Source organism: Endozoicomonas sp. Z74, from assembly GCF_057680865.1.
Window position 1 is genome coordinate 1 of record NZ_JBLYZI010000015.1, and the last position, 17,460, is coordinate 17,460.

The following is a 17,460-nucleotide window of genomic DNA, read 5'->3' on the forward strand; positions in this document are numbered from 1 at the left end:
TAGCAACTCGTTACGAGCGGCTTCTGCGTAACTATACGGGAATGCTTCAAATAGCAGCCATCATGGTCTGGTTGGCATGAGTTTGAGTTAAAATCTGGCAGATCGGTTAGATGAGAACGCCGCCTAGATGGGAAACGTCTCCGTTTTTTCAAACTCACCGTCAAACAGCCCGTACTGAATAAACCCTTTCCCTTTTGCCGCGCCTTTCATAGCCTGCTCAGGAAGAGGCAGCTCCCAACTTTCACCCGCGTAAATCCGGGAGCCTTCACCAAGATTGGTGCAACTGTCAGGCTGGTTGCTGGTGCAGTATTTTCCATTCCTTAAAACAACGTTGATATTACCGCTATTGGTAAACCTCATGGCACCCTTGCTAACGGAGGCCGCCACCTTGTACTCAGGGTTTTTCGGCCTTACAAAAACCAGAGCCTGATAAGCCACCAGCAACTTGATGGCGGTTCTTTTCGCTTCCAGATCCCCAACCACCGGCCGGAACGTCACCCGGTACACCAGCTCTTTGTCTGCCGGTGTTTCCAGACTGACCAGCCTGACGGTTTTTCTGCTGTTGGGAGGGATAATGGCTTTGTTGGGGGTTGCCAGCAGTTTCACTGCTGAAGGATCAGTAACACGAATGCGCTCTTCTTTATCGGTACCGGGATGAACCACCTTATAGACTTCCGTCTGCAGGTACAGATTCTCTTTATCAGGGTTTGAGACGATAACATCCTGCCGTGGCAGTTTATCGGGCTTGAAGTAAACAATCATCCGGTCTAGGGACATTGTCGCCACTGAGCTGCCAGTAAAGGCCAGGCCAGCCAGCAGGCAGAATCCTTTTACGGTTGTTTTCATGATGTACCCGTTATCCCAACCTGGCCCTGCCCATCCGCGGGCAGGAAGCAGTGTTTTATTTATACGGCTTTATTTTAAGCTGGGTAAACAGGATGGTAAATATGTAATAAAAGGTATTATTCCGCATGAATGACCAGCACCGCCGCTTCGCTGGATCCGGAAAAGCCATCCAGTGACTGGGCGGTCAGCGTTCTGGAAGATGCCTCACAGTCCTGTTCAACCCCCAGAGGCCCGGTGGGCTGACCGGTAATTGCAAGACGACTGCCTTCCGGTTCACTGACAATCAGATTCACCCCTCGCATCACCGTTGCAGCCAGGCTGAAGTGAGCAAGCCCCCTGCCCGTCACACACAGTGAGGCTGGCTGATCAAAGCTGAGAATATCCGTTGATACTCCGGACTGGCTGCCATTGCTTCCCTCACTTTCAGAAAGCTGAACCCTTGTGTCCAGAGAAGGATAAACCACAAAGTTGATAGTGAAGGAGCCTGATGAGCTGTTTCCGAGCTGTCCCTGGGAGGCGGCAAAGGCAGGGAGCTCCGTCAGTGAGATGACAGCGATCAGGCTGGTAAAGAAAATAATGCCAATTTTCCGACGGGTGTCGGCGGTTTTTTTGAGCGTTTTCTTAAGGGCTTTTCCAAACGTGCTTCGAAGAATCCTTTCCATGTTAATACTGCCTTACTGCAACATGTTACGTTCAGTATAGGCAGCATATTTTCAGAGCCAGGGGCCTTATATCGTTCAGAATCCCCGGATATCAGAGGCGGATAAAGATCCCTTTTTTTCACACCGCTTTTCTTTCGCTGCAGGCATTGCTGTGTTGCAGGAAACCCAGCGCTCTCAATCCACCAGCTCTTCAACACTGGAGGACAGTCCGGGCTCCAGATTCAGCTCCTTGATTTTACGGGTCAGGGTATTGCGCCCCCAGCCAAGCAGTTCCGCCGCATCCTTCTTGCGGCCACCGGTGTGGGCCAGGGCAGACTCAATCACAATCTGTTCAAAAGCAGGCACCGCCTGATCAAGAATCCCAACGTGACCTGCCGCAAGCTCTTTGTCGCACCACTGACGGAATTGCTGCTCCCAGTTACCCATTGCAGCCGCTCCAACCAGGCTTTCTGGTTGATCAACCAGTTCCGGTGGCAGGTCTGAAACCAGCACTTCCCGACCTGAAGCCATTACCGTCAGCCATCGGCAGGTATTCTCCAGCTGCCGGACATTGCCAGGCCAATCCAGCAGACTGATGTAGTTCACCGTATCCGGGTGCAGTATTTTGGGTTCCACCTCCAGCTCTTTGCCCGCCTTATCCAGAAAAAACCGGGCCAGTCGGGGAATATCCTCCCGACGGTCACTGAGTGTTGGAAGATGCACCCGGATCACATTCAGTCGATGGAACAGGTCTTCCCGAAACTTGCCCTCTTCCACCAGCTTCTCCAGGTTCTGATGGGTTGCGGCAATAATCCGGACATCCGCCTTTACCGGGGTATGCCCACCCACCCGGTAGAATTCCCCATCAGCCAGGACCCTGAGCAGCCGGGTCTGGGTATCCGCTGGCATGTCACCAATTTCATCAAGAAACAGAGTGCCTTCTCCTGCCTGCTCAAAACGTCCCCGACGCATTCCTCCCGCGCCGGTAAAAGCGCCTTTCTCGTGACCAAACAGCTCCGATTCGATCAGGTCCCGGGGAATGGCGGCCATGTTCAGGGCGATAAAAGGTTTCTGGGCTCTTGGGCTGTGACGGTGCAATGCCCGGGCCACAAGCTCCTTGCCGGTCCCGGATTCGCCATTGATCAGAACGGTGATATTGGAGTGTGACAACCGGCCAATCGCCCGGAACACCTCCTGCATGGCCGGGGCTTCACCAATAATTTCCGTGGCCTGGACGTCTTCCGCTTCCGGTGACACCTCTTCCAGACTGGCCTGCAGCTGCAGGCTGTGCTCCTGCCCTCTTTTGACCAGAGCCACAGCCTCATCAATATCAAAGGGTTTGGGCAAATATTCAAAAGCACCGCTCTGGTAAGATGCGACTGCGCTGTCCAGATCAGAGTGTGCCGTCATGATGATCACAGGCAGATCCGGTTTGCGCTCATGAACCGCTTTCAGCAGATCAAGGCCATTCATTCCCGGCATCCGCACGTCACTGATCATTACCTGGGGTTCGCTGTACTCCAGCTCTGCCAGCGCCCGGTCACCGGAGTCAAAGCTGCGGGTATCAATCCCTGCACCATTGAGGGCACGCTCCAGTACCCAGCGAATGGCCTGGTCATCATCGACGATCCAGACCCTGGAATCTACGCTCATACATCACTCCTGTGGCTGTTGTCCGGTTCAGGACGTTATCCATATTGTTCAGTGCAATTAAGCCCAATTGCTGAAGGCTTTAAATCCAACCGCTCAGGGCTGTTTAATCCACCCGCTCAGGGCTGTGTTTCCAGCGTAAGCGGTAAATAGACATTAAAGGTGGTCTGGCCAGGTTTGCTCTCACACTCAATCAATCCCTGGTGAAGACTGATGATGGACTGGGCCATGGGCAATCCAAGTCCGGTGCCGTCGGCCCGGCCACTGACCATGGGGTAAAAAATATTGTCAATCAGATCCGCCGGAATACCCGGCCCGTTATCCATAATGGACAGATGACACACCAGACGCCTTTTCTGAGTACCAATGGTGAATTGCCGGGCAATACGGGTTCGGACGGTAATCAGCCCCTCATCCCTTGGCATGGCCTGGTCAATGGCCTGCATGGCGTTGCGTACCAGATTAAGCAAAGCCTGAATCAACCGCTCAAAGTCCCCGGGTATCCCGGGAATGCTGGGGTCATAATCCCGCTTCAGCTTCAGTTCGCCACCGGTTTCAGCACTGATCAATTGTAGAACCCGCTCAAGCACCTCATGAATATTAAGGTCCACCATTTGCGGAGGCTGCAGCGGCCCAAGCATCCGATCCACCAGATCCCGAAGACGGTCTGCTTCCTGAATAATGATTTCAGTAAAATCACCCAGCCCGGATTCGGCCTGGCCTTTATCCAGCTCTCTTGCCAACTCTTTTGCCAAAAGCTGGGCAGCTCCCCGGATACCGCCCAGAGGGTTTTTAACTTCATGGGCCAGAGCCCTGACCAGGATACGGGATGTCTCCTGCTTGGCAATCAGGGACTCCTCCCGGGTAATTCGCTGCAGACGGTCCCTCGGATGAATTTCAAGCAGCAACTGAGCCTCGTCCCCGGTGATGGGAGAGACACTGTAGTCCACCGTCATCACCTCACCATTGATGGGAAAGTCCGTTTCACGTCGGGTGTATTGCTGCCCCTGGGTCAGGGCGCGATCCAGGTCGGCCTGCAAATCATCCTGTGGAATCAAGGTGGTCACCGGTTGCTGCTGAACTCTTTTCACACTGGTATCCAGCAGGGCTTCCGCAGCCGGATTCAGTGTCAGGATCCGGAGATTCTGATCCATGACAATCACAGCAGTATTGAGGTTATCCAGAATTATTTTTTGCATTTGTCTCTGTTCTTAACCCGATTAGCTCAACAGGTGTTATCAGGGCCTGTTGGCAGCGATTACCTATTGCAAAATAGCGTTGCAAAAATCAAACCACTCTTTCAAAAGGCCTCCCAGAAAGGTGCAAAAGATATGACACACACCTCACATTTCGGCAGGCTCAAATACCCATAGCGACCGAAAAATCCTTTTGAGCCAACCACCCGCCAAATGGCAGAGCATCCGATTTTTGCACCTGCACCATAACAGTGCAAGCACTTGTATCCAGCAATCAGGGGGAGGCCAGAGGAGAAGGAGGTTCCGAGGTGGGGGGAGAGGCCTGAGAGGAAGGGGGTACCGCAGGAGCGGTGTAAATGGCTCTCTGAACATGCACAGTGCTGACAGCAGACTGAACCACATTATTCTGCTGATCAACCACCTCTACGGTCAGGACATGGGTACCCCGATCAACATTCAGCAGGGTAAAATTCAGGCTGCGCCGGGCCGGTTCCACAGCATTGCCATCCATCAGCAATCTCAGTTTATGGCCCGGCTGAAGTTTTGGAGTCGTCGCCACTTTGACGGCAAAATTGCCTGAATTTCGAACGGTCTCATCGTTCACCGGTTCGATGATCTCAAGTCGACTGTACACCTCTGCAGAGGGTTCCTGCTTCTCTTCGGGTGGATGGGCTGAAGACGGTTCAACAGGCATCACCTGCATGGGAGTAATCGGGCGAAGCTTGACCTCTTCGCTGGGCTGATGAGTGGGGCGGGTATCACTGAAAACCACATTCCCGTTTTCATCCACCGTTTTGTATATGGCTGCTTTAACCTGAAATGTCCACAAGCATAGACCTATGGAAAAAACAGCTAATAACAGGCGTACATTCATTGTTATTTTCATCAGCCACACACTCCCAGCAGAACACCTGAACGGGTCGCAGAATTATGATTCCAGCATACTGACCGCCAACCCGTTTGAACAGAGGCAGGGGTCTCAAATCCCTACAAAACAAAACGGCCGGATCCCGAAGGAACCAGCCGCTCATTGTCACTATTTAAAGTAAGTCAGCCGATTTCGCTGACATCCTGTACCGGTGCCTTATACGGAATAGTACAGGTCAAACTCAACCGGGTGAGTGGTCTGGCTGACGGCCAGGCACTCATCTTTCTTGAGCTCCAGGTAACCGTCAATCATGTCATCAGTGAAAACACCACCTGCGGTCAGGAACTCACGATCCGCATCCAGAGCCGCCAGGGACTCTTCGAAGCTTTCAGCAACAGTTGGGATTTCAGCAGCTTCTTCCGGCGGCAGGTCATACAGGTCCTTATCCGCTGCATCGCCAGGATGGATCTTGTTCTTGATACCGTCCAGACCGGCCATCATCAGGGCTGCAAAAGCCAGGTAGGGGTTCGCGGTAGGGTCCGGGAAACGCACTTCGATACGGCGGGCCTTGGGGCTGTTCACATAAGGAATACGGATAGAAGCGGAACGGTTACGGGCAGAATAGGCCAGCATAACCGGCGCCTCAAAGCCCGGAATCAGACGCTTGTAGGAGTTGGTGGAAGCATTGGCAAAGGCATTGATCGCCTTGGCGTGCTTGATGACACCACCAATGTAGTACAGCGCTTCATCAGAAAGGCCTGCATAGCCGTCACCGGCAAAGAGGTTTTCACCGTTCTTGGACAGAGACATGTGAACGTGCATACCGGAACCGTTGTCACCCACCAGCGGCTTGGGCATAAAGGTTGCCGTCTTGCCATAGGCGTGGGCTACATTATGCACCGCATATTTCAGCACCTGAACTTCATCGGCTTTCTTGACCAGGGTGTTGAATTTAACACCGATTTCACACTGACCGGCTGTGCCCACTTCATGGTGGTGAACCTCTACATCCAGGCCCTGAGCTTCCATGGCATCACACATGGCAGCACGCAGGTCATGGAGGGAATCCACCGGAGGTACCGGGAAGTAGCCGCCCTTCACTTTTGGACGGTGGCCAATATTGCCCCCTTCAAACTTCTGGTTGGAAGACCAGGCCGCTTCTTCAGAGTTCACTTCGTAGGAAGCGCCGGAAATATCCACACTCCACTTAACGTCATCAAACACAAAGAACTCAGGCTCGGGACCAAAGAAAGCGGTGTCAGCAATACCCGTAGACTTGAGATATTCCTCCGCACGCTTGGCCACAGAGCGGGGATCACGCTCGTACCCCTGCATGGTGGAAGGTTCAACGATATCGCAACGCAGGTTCAGGGTAGATGCTTCGGTAAACGGATCAATGGTGGCAGTGCTGTCGTCGGGCATGAGAATCATGTCGGACTCGTTGATGCCTTTCCAGCCCGCAATGGAAGAACCGTCGAACATCTTGCCGATTTCGAAGAATTCTTCATCCACTTCACCGATGGGGATCGATACATGCTGCTCCTTCCCCTTGGTGTCAGTGAACCGCAGATCAACCCACTTGACGTCATGTTCCTTGATCAGGTTAAGAGTCTTCGACATTTATTATTTCCTCCAGGGGACAAATACCGCACTGGTGACTGGCCGTCACTGCAGCGACCTCTGATGGCTATCTGATAGCTAAGAGGTGCCTGCGGATCAGGCGGTTTTTCGATCAGTCTCGATCAATCAGAAAGAAACCTGTTTGGTGTAAGGCGATAGCAAGTGCCATGCCACCGTACCGGCTTTTCCTTGAGAAACAGATAAATCAACTGCATCGGGGAGTTATTACAGCTGAAACACACCCACTGATCTGGAAGTTGTTGGTAATAACCATTAAGTAGCCACCACTGAAGGCAACCCGCACACCTGAAAACCCGGTGAAATGACTTCCCTTGCACCGGAACAAGGCAGCCCTCAATAGTCCCGCCCCATGCGGCGCACCATAATAGCGCAAGATAAGAACCTTTAAGCACCAGAACAGCGCACCCTCAAACCAGCACCTGTTTATCCAAAAAAACCGGCGCAAAACAGTGTACTCGCTTTGAATGTCAATTGCAGTTCAACCTATAAAAATAAGTACTCATACACCTCACCCCAAAGTTTCATGCTTTATTCTCTGGCCAGGAGTACTGACCCGCTTTTTCCGGTGGGAGGGGCAATCCGAACTGTCTCCCAGGGGAAAAGAACCTGTATAATGGTGCGTCAAACCATTTATTGTAAAAGCCATCCATGGCTGCCCAGTGCTCAGCTCCCCTTCCTGCCTGGGGAAAAACCGCTGGCAAGGTACCCCAGATTCATGAAGTTCATCATTAAACTCTTCCCGGAAATCACCATCAAGAGCGCTCCGGTCCGCAAGCGCTTTATCAAGATGCTGAGGCGGAATATCCGTTCCATTCTCAAGCGAATTGATGAAAACATTGAGGTGTCAGGTGTCTGGGACTACATCGAAGTCACCACCACCAGCGATGACCCTGTTCTGGTGGCTGAAGCCGGAGACCTGCTCAGCCATATTCCCGGCATTGCCTACTGGCTTCAGGTGGCCGAACACCCCCTGACCGATATGGATGACATTCTGGACAAAGCGCTGGCTGCCCATTCTGAAGCCCTGGCAGGCAAAACCTTCCGGGTCCGCTGCCAGCGTTCAGGAAAGCATGAATTCAGGTCCGTCGATGTAGAGCGTTATGTGGGTGGCGGCCTGAATATGAAAACCGAGGCTCAGGGCGTTAACCTCCATAATCCGGACATCACCGTACGGATCGACATCAAAAACGACCGCTATTTCATGACCCAGAAGCGGGGTGAAGGTCTTGGGGGTTATCCTCTTGGCTCTCAGGAACCTGTGCTATCCCTGATATCCGGTGGCTTTGACTCTACCGTATCCAGCTTCCTGACCATGAAGCGGGGGATTCGCACCCACTTCTGCTTTTTCAACTTGGGAGGGCACGCCCACGAGCTGGCCGTAAAAGAGGTTGCTTTCTATCTCTGGAGCCGGTTTGGCTCCTCTCACCGGGTCAAATTCGTGACGATCCCCTTTGAAGGGGTGGTGGAAGAAATACTGACCAAAGTGGATAACCCCCAGATGGGCGTTATTCTCAAGCGGATGATGCTCCGGGCCGCCTCAAAAGTGGCCGACGCCATGGAAATGTCGGCACTGGTCACCGGAGAGGCCATAGGCCAGGTGTCCAGCCAGACCCTGCCCAACCTGTCCGTTATCGATTCTGTTACCGACACCCTGGTGCTGCGCCCGCTGATCACCATGGACAAACAGGACATTATCGATACGTCCATCAAGATCGGCACAGAGGAGTTTGCCCGGAATATTCCCGAATACTGCGCGGTCATCTCAAAAAATCCGACCACCCGGGCCCGGGAAGAAAAGATTGCCGCAGAGGAAGCCCGGTTTGATTTCGACCGGCTGGATGAAGCCGTTGCCCAGAGAAGAATGGTCTCCATTCACGACATCATTGCCGACGACCTCAGCCGGGAAGCCGTGGAGGTGGTTCATGAAGTCAGCCAGAACGAGGTCATTATCGACATCCGCCACCCCACGGAGGAAGAGATCAAACCCTTCCAGATGCCAGGGCGGGAAGTCATTAAAATGCCCTTTTATCGCCTGCGAACCCAGTTCCCCGAGCTGGACAAAACACGCCAGTACCTGCTCTACTGCGAAAAAGGCGTCATGAGCCAGCTTCATGCCATGCACCTGAAGGACGAAGGCCATGACAATGTGGGTGTTTACAGCCCTGACAGTCAGAAGCCCTGAGATAACAAAAAGGATTACCCAGCCCGATGAAACTGGCCCTGATCGCTGCCGTTGCCGATAACAACGCCATTGGCATCAATAACAAAATGCCCTGGTACCTGCCTGGAGACCTGCGCTACTTCAAGGCCGTCACCATGGGCAAGCCCATCATTATGGGGCGAAAAACCTTCGACTCCCTCCGCAAGCCTCTGCCCGGGCGCACCAATATTGTCATCACCCGTGACCCCCACTGGAAGCATGAAGGTGTCAAAGTTGTCCACAGCCTGGACGATGCCCTGGCCCTGGCTGAAGATGTCGCCCTGATCAATGGCAACGAGGAAATTATGGTCATTGGTGGTGAGCAGATATACCGTCAATCCATTGACCGTGCTGACCGGCTCTATCTGACAAGGGTCTACCAGAGTTTTGAGGGAGATGCGTTTTTTCCGGATGTGGACCCTCGATTCTGGCAGGAAACCTCCCGTCAGGATCTTCACAGTGAAGATGATGAACCATTAACCTACAGCTATCTGGTACTCGACAGAAAGTGACCCTCTCCGGGGAGGCTTCCTTGCCTTCCCCTTTCCCCTCCTTGGCTATAGTTAATAAATGTTGTTGCTGAGCCTCTGCCCATAAAAAAGTAAACAACCTTTTCCCGGCAGCCGCTTCGGTATCCTGATTTAGTCACTGCATGAATAATTGCATTTTCAAGGTTAAGCCACTCCAGGGATTGAGGAATGGGCGACAATACGGACATTGGACCACCGAGACTCAGACCGCCACTTTCAACCCCTCCCGGTAAATTACCAGGGCAGCCTTCCCCGCCCCCCCCTGACAGTCCGCTTCCAGACACGGATTACCAGAAGTTTGGTCACTGGGTGGTCCGCTGGTGGCACAAATTCACCGGGTTGTTCCGGCACCTTCCAAAAGAGGGTGCCCAGGCTCTGGTCACTCGCTTGACCGAACGGAGCTCCGCAAAAAGCTACTACAAAACCGCCGCAGTGCTTGAGCTTTATATTCCGAGACAGTTCAAACTTCAGGCCCGTGATGGAAATCAGGTCTCCTTCTCTGAAAAGCAGATTGCCATTGACACGGGCACTTTGGATGAGCTCAGCCAAACTCTGGAGCTAAACCCAACCGAAATCGCCTATCGTTTCGAACTTGAGCAGCGCCCTATTCCAACCGGCTACTTAAAACGCGAATTATTTCCCCACCTTGCCCATGACGTAAATCAAAGGCTCAGAGCCAGGGGGAAAAGGCCACCCCGGGATCCAATTCATGTGATTGAAACCCTGGCAAACCGTACAGGGCTCACCTCAGAACAACAATTCAGCTTTGAGCGGATGCTTGAATTAAAAAAAGCCATCCGACAGAGGTTTGGCCCTTCTCTTGAAGAGCTGGCGGACACATCAAGAGCAAAGCCTCCTCCCCTGACTCAATACGACCCTGAGCAGCCACACCTTACTCCCCCTCTTCTGGAGTCTCCGGGCAAAACAGATGCTTATATGGAGAAGGAAGATACCGCTTTTATAAAGATGAAAGTGGAAAGTGGGGGTTCCCTGAAACTGGAGCCCATGCACGACGTCAGAAACCGGGTTAAGCGATGGCTTCTTCGCAATAAGAGAGAACAGTTCATGAATGGCGCCCACCTGGTGGTTGGGACTGCCCTGGCTGCTGTGGTAACTGGAGGTATTGCCGCTGCAGTCAGTGTTCTCTTTACCCTTGGGTATCTTGCCTTCTGGTCCGGAGGCACAGAAGCCATACGCATGGCCCGGGTCATCCGGAAAATGCACAAGATGGAAAGCTCAGCGGATTACGTATCAAACCCCTTGGATCCCGAGGACATTGAGGCTTTTGACAACCTTGATGAAGAAAAATTTGAACTCTTCATGAAATGCTGCCGCTATGTATGCAGCCATGACACTCTGGCACGAATATACAATGCCTATTGTGAACTGGAAAAAGACACGGAACGAAGTATTGCTCTGGCCAGAAGGCAGAGAAGCACTATCAGTGAAATGATTGCCTTTGAAGAGAGCATGGCCCGTTATCAATACCGACGAAAAAACCTGGAAGTCTCTTTTCATCTGTTTAACCGGCTATACACCGGTGTCGTTGGTGACCTCAGGAGGCTGGAAAGAAAGTGGCAACCGGAAATGGAAGCCCTGTGGAATGAAAAGTTCAGAGACATGGATGAAAAAAGGCGACTTGCTATTTTCAAACAGGCCTCCAGAGATGGCCGCGTCATCGTCAGGGGACACTGCATTCGCACCCAGTCACCCAACTGGTTAAGCGCTATTCTTCCGGAGCTGGCTGGCGTCAAGCGGGCAAAAGACCAGAAAGATATCCTGCTGAAAGCATCAATGGCCATGGATGAACCCATCGAAACAAGCCAGGTTCAACTCGAAAAGCAAAACACAGGTATGACCACCAAAGCTATTGAAACACTTAAGCTAATGGGTAAGTCTTACGTTATCAAACAACTGAAAAAAACCATCTTTGCCACCATTGCTCATGGCTTCAAGATAACCTGGAGAGCTGGAAGCCATTTGCCCAGCCTGGAAATCACACCACAGCTGCCCAAAATTACCGTTGACGGCCTCATTCTTTTTGTTTTTTTCTTTTTCGCGGAGCTTGCTACTGCAGCTACGAATAACAAACAAAATGAACGCCGGATGGAAGAAATACGAAAGGGCGTCAAAGGCAAAACCGGACTGTTCATAAAAAGAGAGCGTACCGGCCGTGAAGAAATTGCCACGTTAAGGGCCATGACAAAAAAACAGCTGCCTTCTGTTATTGACCTGCTTTTTGACTTCCATAAATTGCTGGATGAACATTGCAAAACGCTGGAGGAACATAAAAGACGCAGTTTTGCTCTGGGTGTCAAACCTTATTCTCATCTCAAAGATCAGGAAGCTGCTGTCATTATTCTGCAGCAGGCCGCCTGGCAGCAGCTGCTGGAGAACAAAATAGGCGGCGCCTTTGGTCTTTTCTACCAGCATGTCACCGACAAAACCTACGACCTGGACAGAAAAATGATTGAAGCCCTGGTTGAGTCAGAACCAGCGCAAAGGCGAAAAACACCGGTTCCTTTTGCCTCGCCTTTTGCCTCAAGAATGCCAGGTACACAGCCCCCCCCTTTAAGACAGAAAAAGAAACCTGCAAGACAGAAAGTCAAAGCACAAGGCCCACTCACCGCCCACTCACCGCTTTCACCCAATGAGAGTCCTGCGGATTGGAAAAAACCGGCTCCTATCTGGCAGGTTCAGCCTCCTGGAGCAACCCTGACAGCAGAGAGAGTTTTCAAGGCCTGTTCCCGCCAGGTTAAGGACCTTATCAAGGCTTATAACAATCAGTCTCTTTCCGAAAAGCAGTTGCGACAACGTCTCACCCTACTCTCTTTTGATGAGATGAGCCTGCTATTGAACTGGATAAAGCTGGAAGCCCGGGAAAACCCCGGGAGAAGAAGCGAGCTAAATTCAGTAGAACAAATCGTTAACCATGTATTTCAACAGTCTGGCCGACCAGAATCGTTAACCCGACAACAAACTCGCCGCCCTCCTCCCAGCCTGGTATAAATCATCACAGGGCGGCCACCTCTTATCACTCTATTCCCTGAAGCTGGATTTATATCAAGAAAGTCAAAACTGCGGTAATCAACAATACGAAGCTGTAGTTTTACCGATCTATAATTGTTCAACAATTTGATTGAGAGATATCTTATGTTTGTACGTCGTTTGCTGGGGGCGCTGATGATTTCAACGCTGGCCCTGCCCGTTCTGGCCGACAATACCTTGGTACCACCGGAGAAAGCCCGCCTGCTGGTACTGGATGGTAAAAATGCAGAAAAAACCGATACCCAGTCCGGAATCCGTCTTGACAATGGCCGTCACCAGCTGGTTTTCCAGATAAAAACCCTGGTCAGGGACTCGGGCGATAGCAAAATGTACACTTCCACGCCGTACATCATGACCTTCAACCTGGAAGGCAACCAAAAATACACGATTCAGACTCCCAAGTTCAAAACCAGCCGTGATACCGACAAACTGGAGCGCGCACCGGAACAACAATTTACCCTGGTGAACCAACGGGGGGAAACCACACCTTTTGAATTCAAAACCCTGAACAAGTCTGGCCTGATGATTGGCTCAGATACGGTTGAGGACATCCAGAAATTCAACCTGTCGGATCACCCTGCTGCCGTCAGGGAGCTAGCGGGAACAGTTTATATCGCCGCACCTGCGGGCAGTTATTACCCAGCACAACAGCCTGCCCCGGCAGCGGTTCAGCCTGCACCGGCCACCGCCCAGCCCATGAGTGAAAACATGCTGCAGTACTGGTACAACCAGGCTGATGAAGCCACTCGTGAGCGCTTTATGAAATGGGTTGCGGAAAGTAAAAAACAAGCCAAATAAGCTTTTTTCTTACTTATCCCGTAAAGAATTCTGTTGCGCCTCGCTTTGCTCAACCGCAACCTGCGGCATAGATGAATTTTTGAATGCGGTAGGTTGCCGCTGAACGAAGTGAAGCGCAACAGCCAGCTAGCCCAATACCTTGGTCAACACCTTTGACTGCCGCTCAGGGTGTTGCTTTGCCCTGATTTCCTCAGGCAGACCTGAACCCGACACCTCCTCAAAGCCGCGCTCAATAAACCAGTGAGCCGTCTGGGTTGTCATCACATAGACTCTGCTGATGTTTTTTTCCCTGGCTTTATTCTCAAGATGAGCCAGCAGACGATCCCCCCGCTTGCCCTGACGGTATTCCGGGTGAACCACCACACAGGCCAATTCAGCCTTGCCAGCATCCTCGCCGGCAAACGGATGCAGTGCCGCACAGCCAATGATCATGCCGTCGAGCAATACGACACTGAAAAGACGAATTTCCCGCTCCAGCTCCTTTCGTGATCGACGACGAAGTATGCCCTTCTTCTCAAAAGGACGAATCAGGGCCAGAATGCCGGCAACGTCTTCAATGGTGGCACTGCGCACTTCTTCGTAATGATCTCTGGAGATCAGGGTTCCTGCTCCGTCGCGGGTAAACAGCTCCATCAGCAGGGAACCGTCCTCCACAAAGCTAATGATCTGGGTGCGTTCCACCCCCTCCTCACAGGCTCTGACCGCAGAAGCGAGCAGACGCTTTGACTCTCCAGACTGAAACACAAGCTCCACCAGGGCTTCATCGGGAGAAATGCGGTTGATTAACTCACCCTCTGGATTAAAGATGCCCCGTTCACTGCTGTATAAAAGCAGTTTTTCCGCACCCAGGCTGATGGCTGCCTCAGTGGCGACCTCTTCCGTCTCCATATTAAAAATTTCCCCGGTGGGTGATAGCCCAAGGCAGGAAAGCAATACGACATAACCACTGTCCAGCAAATGACCAATAGCCTGATGATCGATTCTGCGAACTTCGCCAGTATGCTGAAAATCAATCCCATCATGCACCCCCAGGGGTTTGGCCGTGACAAAATTGCCGCTGACCACCCGAATTCTGGCGCCATGCATCGGTGAGTTGACCAGACCAATGGAAAGCCGGGCTTCAATCAGGGCACGCAGATTTCCCACCGCGTCCTTGACACTTTCCAGGCTCTTTCGGTCGGTAATCCTGTGGTGATTGTGATACCGACTTTCAATACCTCTCTCATCAAGCCGCTCATTGATCTGGGGGCGGGCTCCATGAACCAGCACCAGGCGAACCCCCAGACTGCTCATAAGGGCAATGTCGTTAATGATGTTGCCAAGGTTGGCATGAGCCAATGTCTCACCACTGAGCATAATGACAAACGTCTTGCCCCGGTGAGCATGGATATAGGGTGAAGACTGACGAAAAAAGGTCACATAGTCTGCTGAATGATCGTTGTTATTCACGCTGAATGAGGCTCCCCCCTGATGGTCAGCAACAATTTAACAGCAATATTGCCGAATTAACGCTTTGAGTAAACCAACCATCGGTTGAATTCGATCCATTGCAAGAAATTCATCGGGCTGATGTGCCTGGTCAATATCACCAGGCCCCAGGACAACGGTATCCATTCCCATACGACTATAGAAAGGCGCTTCTGTGCCAAAAGCGACGCTGTTGGCAGAGTATCCGGTCAACTTTTCACAGGCAGCAACCAGTTCAGAATGTTCAGCCGCCGCAAACCCTTCAATAGACGGTGTAATCGCTTCCAGGGAAATGTCCACCCGATCCGCCTCTGCCAGGGGAAGCAGCCTTCGCCGGATTTCTTCCCTCAGGCTTTCGCTGCTCATGCCAGGCAGAAGTCGTATATCAAAATCCAGTTCACACTGACCGCAGATCCGGTTGGGGTTATCTCCCCCATGAATGCAACCCAGGTTGAGCGTAGGGACAGGTATGGTAAATCCGGGGTTCTGATACTGGTCGGCCAATTGTTCCCGGAACCGGATCAATTCAGAAATGACCCGATGGGCCGTTTCCATGGCATTTCGTCCCAGAGAGGGATCACTGGAATGACCAGACTGCCCGAGTATCCGGATCCGCTCCATCATAATTCCCTTGTGCATATGAATGGGCTTCATGCCGGTAGGCTCTCCCACCAGGGCATAGCGTGCTTCAGGCTTACCCAATGCCGCAAGTGCTCTGGCCCCGTTCATGGAAGACTCTTCATCGGCAGTTGCCAGCACAATTAATGGCGCTTTCAAGGGCCGGTCCAGATAGTCTCTTACCGCTTCCATCACCAGGGCGAAAAAGCCCTTCATATCGCAGACACCCAGACCATAGAAGCGGTTATCTCTCTCCTCCAGAGCAAAGGGAGCACTTTGCCAGAGACGTTCATCAAAAGGGACCGTATCCGTATGACCGGCCAACACCAGCCCTCCTGGTCCACTGCCCAGAGTGGCAATCAGGTTGGCTTTACGGGGGTTATCAGGCAGGGGCTGTATTTCACAGCTGAATCCCATTGATTCAAGCCAGCCTGCCAGTTCATGAATCACTGGCAGATTGCTCATATCATGCTCAGGAAGAGTGGAACTGACAGAGGGTATCTCTATCAGCCGGGACAGTGCGCTTTTGAATTCTGGCTGAACAATAGCCGACATAATGACCTTCCAGTGGATCATCCAGTAAACAGCAGATGTATTTATGCTTTGTTAACAGTGATGATATACAGAGAAAGGTGCTGGAACCAACCCAATAATGGTTATCCAAAATAAGCCTTCAGGCCGTGAAAGAAAATAATGGACAATAGCGCGCCCGCTGGCAGGGTAATCAACCAGGACATGAAAATCGTACCAATCACCCTCAGGTTCAATGCCCCAATCCCCCGGGCCAGTCCCACTCCCAGAACGGCACCGACCAGGGTATGGGTGGTGGATACCGGCATCCCGGTGCCTGAGGCCATTACCACGGTGGAAGCCGCTGCCAGTTCTGCAGAAAAGCCGCGGCTGGGCGTCAGTTCAGTGATATGGGAGCCTACGGTCGCCATGACCTTATAACCCCAGGTGGCCAGCCCCACCACGATTCCCAATGCCCCAAGCAATAGAACCCAACTGGGCACAACGGATGTTCCGGCCACCTGGCCACTGTGGATAATGCTGGCCACTGCCGCCAGAGGCCCCACCGCATTGGCAACATCATTGGAGCCGTGGGCAAACGCCATGGAACAGGCGGTGAAGACCATCATGACCCCAAAGACCTTTTCCACACTAGAAAAGTGAAAGGACTTGTCCGCCTGAACATCCTCTTTGATCCTGGAAAGCGCGGCCTTGCCAATCAGCATCAGCAGGAGGCCTAGCACCAGAGAAAGCAAAACACTTTCATTGTGATCCAGGGGCAGCCCGATGTGTTTCAGCCCTTTGACCAGCGTCACCATGGACATCATAAAACCCACCAGGAACATATACAGGGGCATGTACCGCTTGGCATTACGAAAAGGGTTTTCAGTATCCAGAATCAGTCTCTGGACACTCATGAAAATCAGAAAAGCCATCAGACCCGACATCAGCGGGGAAACCACCCAGCTGGCCACAATGGTGGATACCTTGCCCCAGCTCACGGCAGCCGGAGCAATTCCAACGGCGGCAAACCCTACAATGGCTCCGACAATAGAGTGCGTCGTCGACACTGGCCAGCCATAATGGGTGGCAATCAAAAGCCAGCTGCCTGCAGCCAACAGAGATGCCAGCATGCCATACACCAGCAGGTTTGGATTGGCCACCAGCTCGGGCATGGAAGGATCAATGATCCCCTTGCGGATCGTGTCGGTTACTGAGCCACCTGCCAGATAAGCACCGGTGAATTCCAGCACAACGGCAATGATAATGGCCTGCTTGACGGTCAAAGCCCCGGAACCGACAGAGGTTCCCATGGCATTGGCCACATCGTTGGCTCCCACTCCCCAGGCCATGAAAAACCCGAACAGACAGCCCAGCACCAGCAGGAGGGTTCCGTATTCAGAGATAATGGTCATCAGTCATGCCCCGGTCACGATTGTCTGGCCCA

General features: G+C 52.3%; 13 protein-coding genes. 4 read left to right on the top strand and 9 right to left on the bottom strand.

Annotated elements, in window-relative coordinates; translation table 11 throughout:
- Window positions 1-123 precede the first annotated feature (123 nt).
- The 6 genes from ACNRUY_RS06400 to glnA form a co-directional block, all read right to left on the bottom strand.
- Window positions 124-846: a fimbrial biogenesis chaperone gene (locus ACNRUY_RS06400; RefSeq protein ID WP_488110815.1), complete on the bottom strand. Its 723-nt coding sequence runs from the start codon at window positions 844-846 to the stop codon at window positions 124-126.
- A gap of 116 nt (window positions 847-962) precedes the next feature.
- Window positions 963-1,508 (bottom strand): hypothetical protein, encoded by a 546-nt coding sequence (locus ACNRUY_RS06405; protein ID WP_488110816.1) that lies wholly within the window; start codon window positions 1,506-1,508, stop codon window positions 963-965.
- Between the two features lie 174 nt (window positions 1,509-1,682).
- Window positions 1,683-3,140 carry a nitrogen regulation protein NR(I) gene (gene glnG / locus ACNRUY_RS06410; RefSeq protein WP_488110817.1) on the bottom strand — a complete coding sequence of 486 codons (1,458 nt, stop codon included), beginning with the start codon at window positions 3,138-3,140 and terminating at the stop codon, window positions 1,683-1,685.
- Between the two features lie 116 nt (window positions 3,141-3,256).
- Entirely contained in the window at window positions 3,257-4,336 is a 1,080-nt protein-coding gene (gene glnL, locus ACNRUY_RS06415) for a nitrogen regulation protein NR(II) (protein ID WP_488110818.1), read from the bottom strand.
- A 271-nt stretch (window positions 4,337-4,607) separates the two neighbouring features.
- The gene (locus ACNRUY_RS06420) at window positions 4,608-5,219 is read right to left on the bottom strand and encodes a DUF4124 domain-containing protein (RefSeq protein ID WP_488110819.1); all 612 of its coding nucleotides are present in this window, start codon (window positions 5,217-5,219) and stop codon (window positions 4,608-4,610) included.
- Window positions 5,220-5,417: 198 nt separating this feature from the next.
- Complete coding sequence (gene glnA, locus ACNRUY_RS06425; RefSeq protein WP_488110820.1) at window positions 5,418-6,821, bottom strand: glutamate--ammonia ligase; 1,404 nt, start codon at window positions 6,819-6,821, stop codon at window positions 5,418-5,420.
- A gap of 736 nt (window positions 6,822-7,557) precedes the next feature.
- On the opposite strand from glnA, the gene thiI reads away from it, so the two are divergent.
- From thiI to ACNRUY_RS06445, 4 genes are all read left to right on the top strand, one after another.
- Window positions 7,558-9,024, top strand: coding sequence for a tRNA uracil 4-sulfurtransferase ThiI (gene thiI, locus ACNRUY_RS06430; protein WP_488110821.1), 1,467 nt, complete (start codon window positions 7,558-7,560; stop codon window positions 9,022-9,024).
- Window positions 9,025-9,050: 26 nt separating this feature from the next.
- Complete coding sequence (locus tag ACNRUY_RS06435; protein ID WP_488110822.1) at window positions 9,051-9,554, top strand: dihydrofolate reductase; 504 nt, start codon at window positions 9,051-9,053, stop codon at window positions 9,552-9,554.
- 186 nt (window positions 9,555-9,740) lie between these two features.
- Window positions 9,741-12,581: a hypothetical protein gene (locus ACNRUY_RS06440; RefSeq protein ID WP_488110823.1), complete on the top strand. Its 2,841-nt coding sequence runs from the start codon at window positions 9,741-9,743 to the stop codon at window positions 12,579-12,581.
- A 144-nt stretch (window positions 12,582-12,725) separates the two neighbouring features.
- Entirely contained in the window at window positions 12,726-13,418 is a 693-nt protein-coding gene (locus ACNRUY_RS06445; RefSeq protein ID WP_488110824.1) for a YccT family protein, read from the top strand.
- A gap of 126 nt (window positions 13,419-13,544) precedes the next feature.
- Here the strand turns inward: ACNRUY_RS06445 and argA are convergent, their stop codons facing one another.
- From argA to ACNRUY_RS06460, 3 genes are all read right to left on the bottom strand, one after another.
- The gene (argA, locus tag ACNRUY_RS06450) at window positions 13,545-14,867 is read right to left on the bottom strand and encodes an amino-acid N-acetyltransferase (RefSeq protein ID WP_488110825.1); all 1,323 of its coding nucleotides are present in this window, start codon (window positions 14,865-14,867) and stop codon (window positions 13,545-13,547) included.
- 36 nt (window positions 14,868-14,903) lie between these two features.
- Complete coding sequence (argE, locus tag ACNRUY_RS06455; RefSeq protein WP_488110826.1) at window positions 14,904-16,058, bottom strand: acetylornithine deacetylase; 1,155 nt, start codon at window positions 16,056-16,058, stop codon at window positions 14,904-14,906.
- A 101-nt stretch (window positions 16,059-16,159) separates the two neighbouring features.
- On the bottom strand, window positions 16,160-17,428 hold the full coding sequence (locus ACNRUY_RS06460) for an inorganic phosphate transporter (protein WP_488110827.1): 1,269 nt from the start codon (window positions 17,426-17,428) through the stop codon (window positions 16,160-16,162).
- Between the last annotated feature and the right edge of the window lie 32 nt (window positions 17,429-17,460).

What these genes read in the sequence shown, in the direction of transcription:
- ACNRUY_RS06400 (WP_488110815.1), bottom strand. Translation starts at nt 846, where the DNA reads ATGAAAACAACCGTAAAAGGATTCTGCCTGCTGGCTGGCCTGGCCTTT.
- ACNRUY_RS06405 (WP_488110816.1), bottom strand. Translation starts at nt 1,508, where the DNA reads ATGGAAAGGATTCTTCGAAGCACGTTTGGAAAAGCCCTTAAGAAAACG.
- glnG (WP_488110817.1), bottom strand. Translation starts at nt 3,140, where the DNA reads ATGAGCGTAGATTCCAGGGTCTGGATCGTCGATGATGACCAGGCCATT.
- glnL (WP_488110818.1), bottom strand. Translation starts at nt 4,336, where the DNA reads ATGCAAAAAATAATTCTGGATAACCTCAATACTGCTGTGATTGTCATG.
- ACNRUY_RS06420 (WP_488110819.1), bottom strand. Translation starts at nt 5,219, where the DNA reads ATGAAAATAACAATGAATGTACGCCTGTTATTAGCTGTTTTTTCCATA.
- glnA (WP_488110820.1), bottom strand. Translation starts at nt 6,821, where the DNA reads ATGTCGAAGACTCTTAACCTGATCAAGGAACATGACGTCAAGTGGGTT.
- thiI (WP_488110821.1), top strand. Translation starts at nt 7,558, where the DNA reads ATGAAGTTCATCATTAAACTCTTCCCGGAAATCACCATCAAGAGCGCT.
- ACNRUY_RS06435 (WP_488110822.1), top strand. Translation starts at nt 9,051, where the DNA reads ATGAAACTGGCCCTGATCGCTGCCGTTGCCGATAACAACGCCATTGGC.
- ACNRUY_RS06440 (WP_488110823.1), top strand. Translation starts at nt 9,741, where the DNA reads ATGGGCGACAATACGGACATTGGACCACCGAGACTCAGACCGCCACTT.
- ACNRUY_RS06445 (WP_488110824.1), top strand. Translation starts at nt 12,726, where the DNA reads ATGTTTGTACGTCGTTTGCTGGGGGCGCTGATGATTTCAACGCTGGCC.
- argE (WP_488110826.1), bottom strand. Translation starts at nt 16,058, where the DNA reads ATGTCGGCTATTGTTCAGCCAGAATTCAAAAGCGCACTGTCCCGGCTG.
- ACNRUY_RS06460 (WP_488110827.1), bottom strand. Translation starts at nt 17,428, where the DNA reads ATGACCATTATCTCTGAATACGGAACCCTCCTGCTGGTGCTGGGCTGT.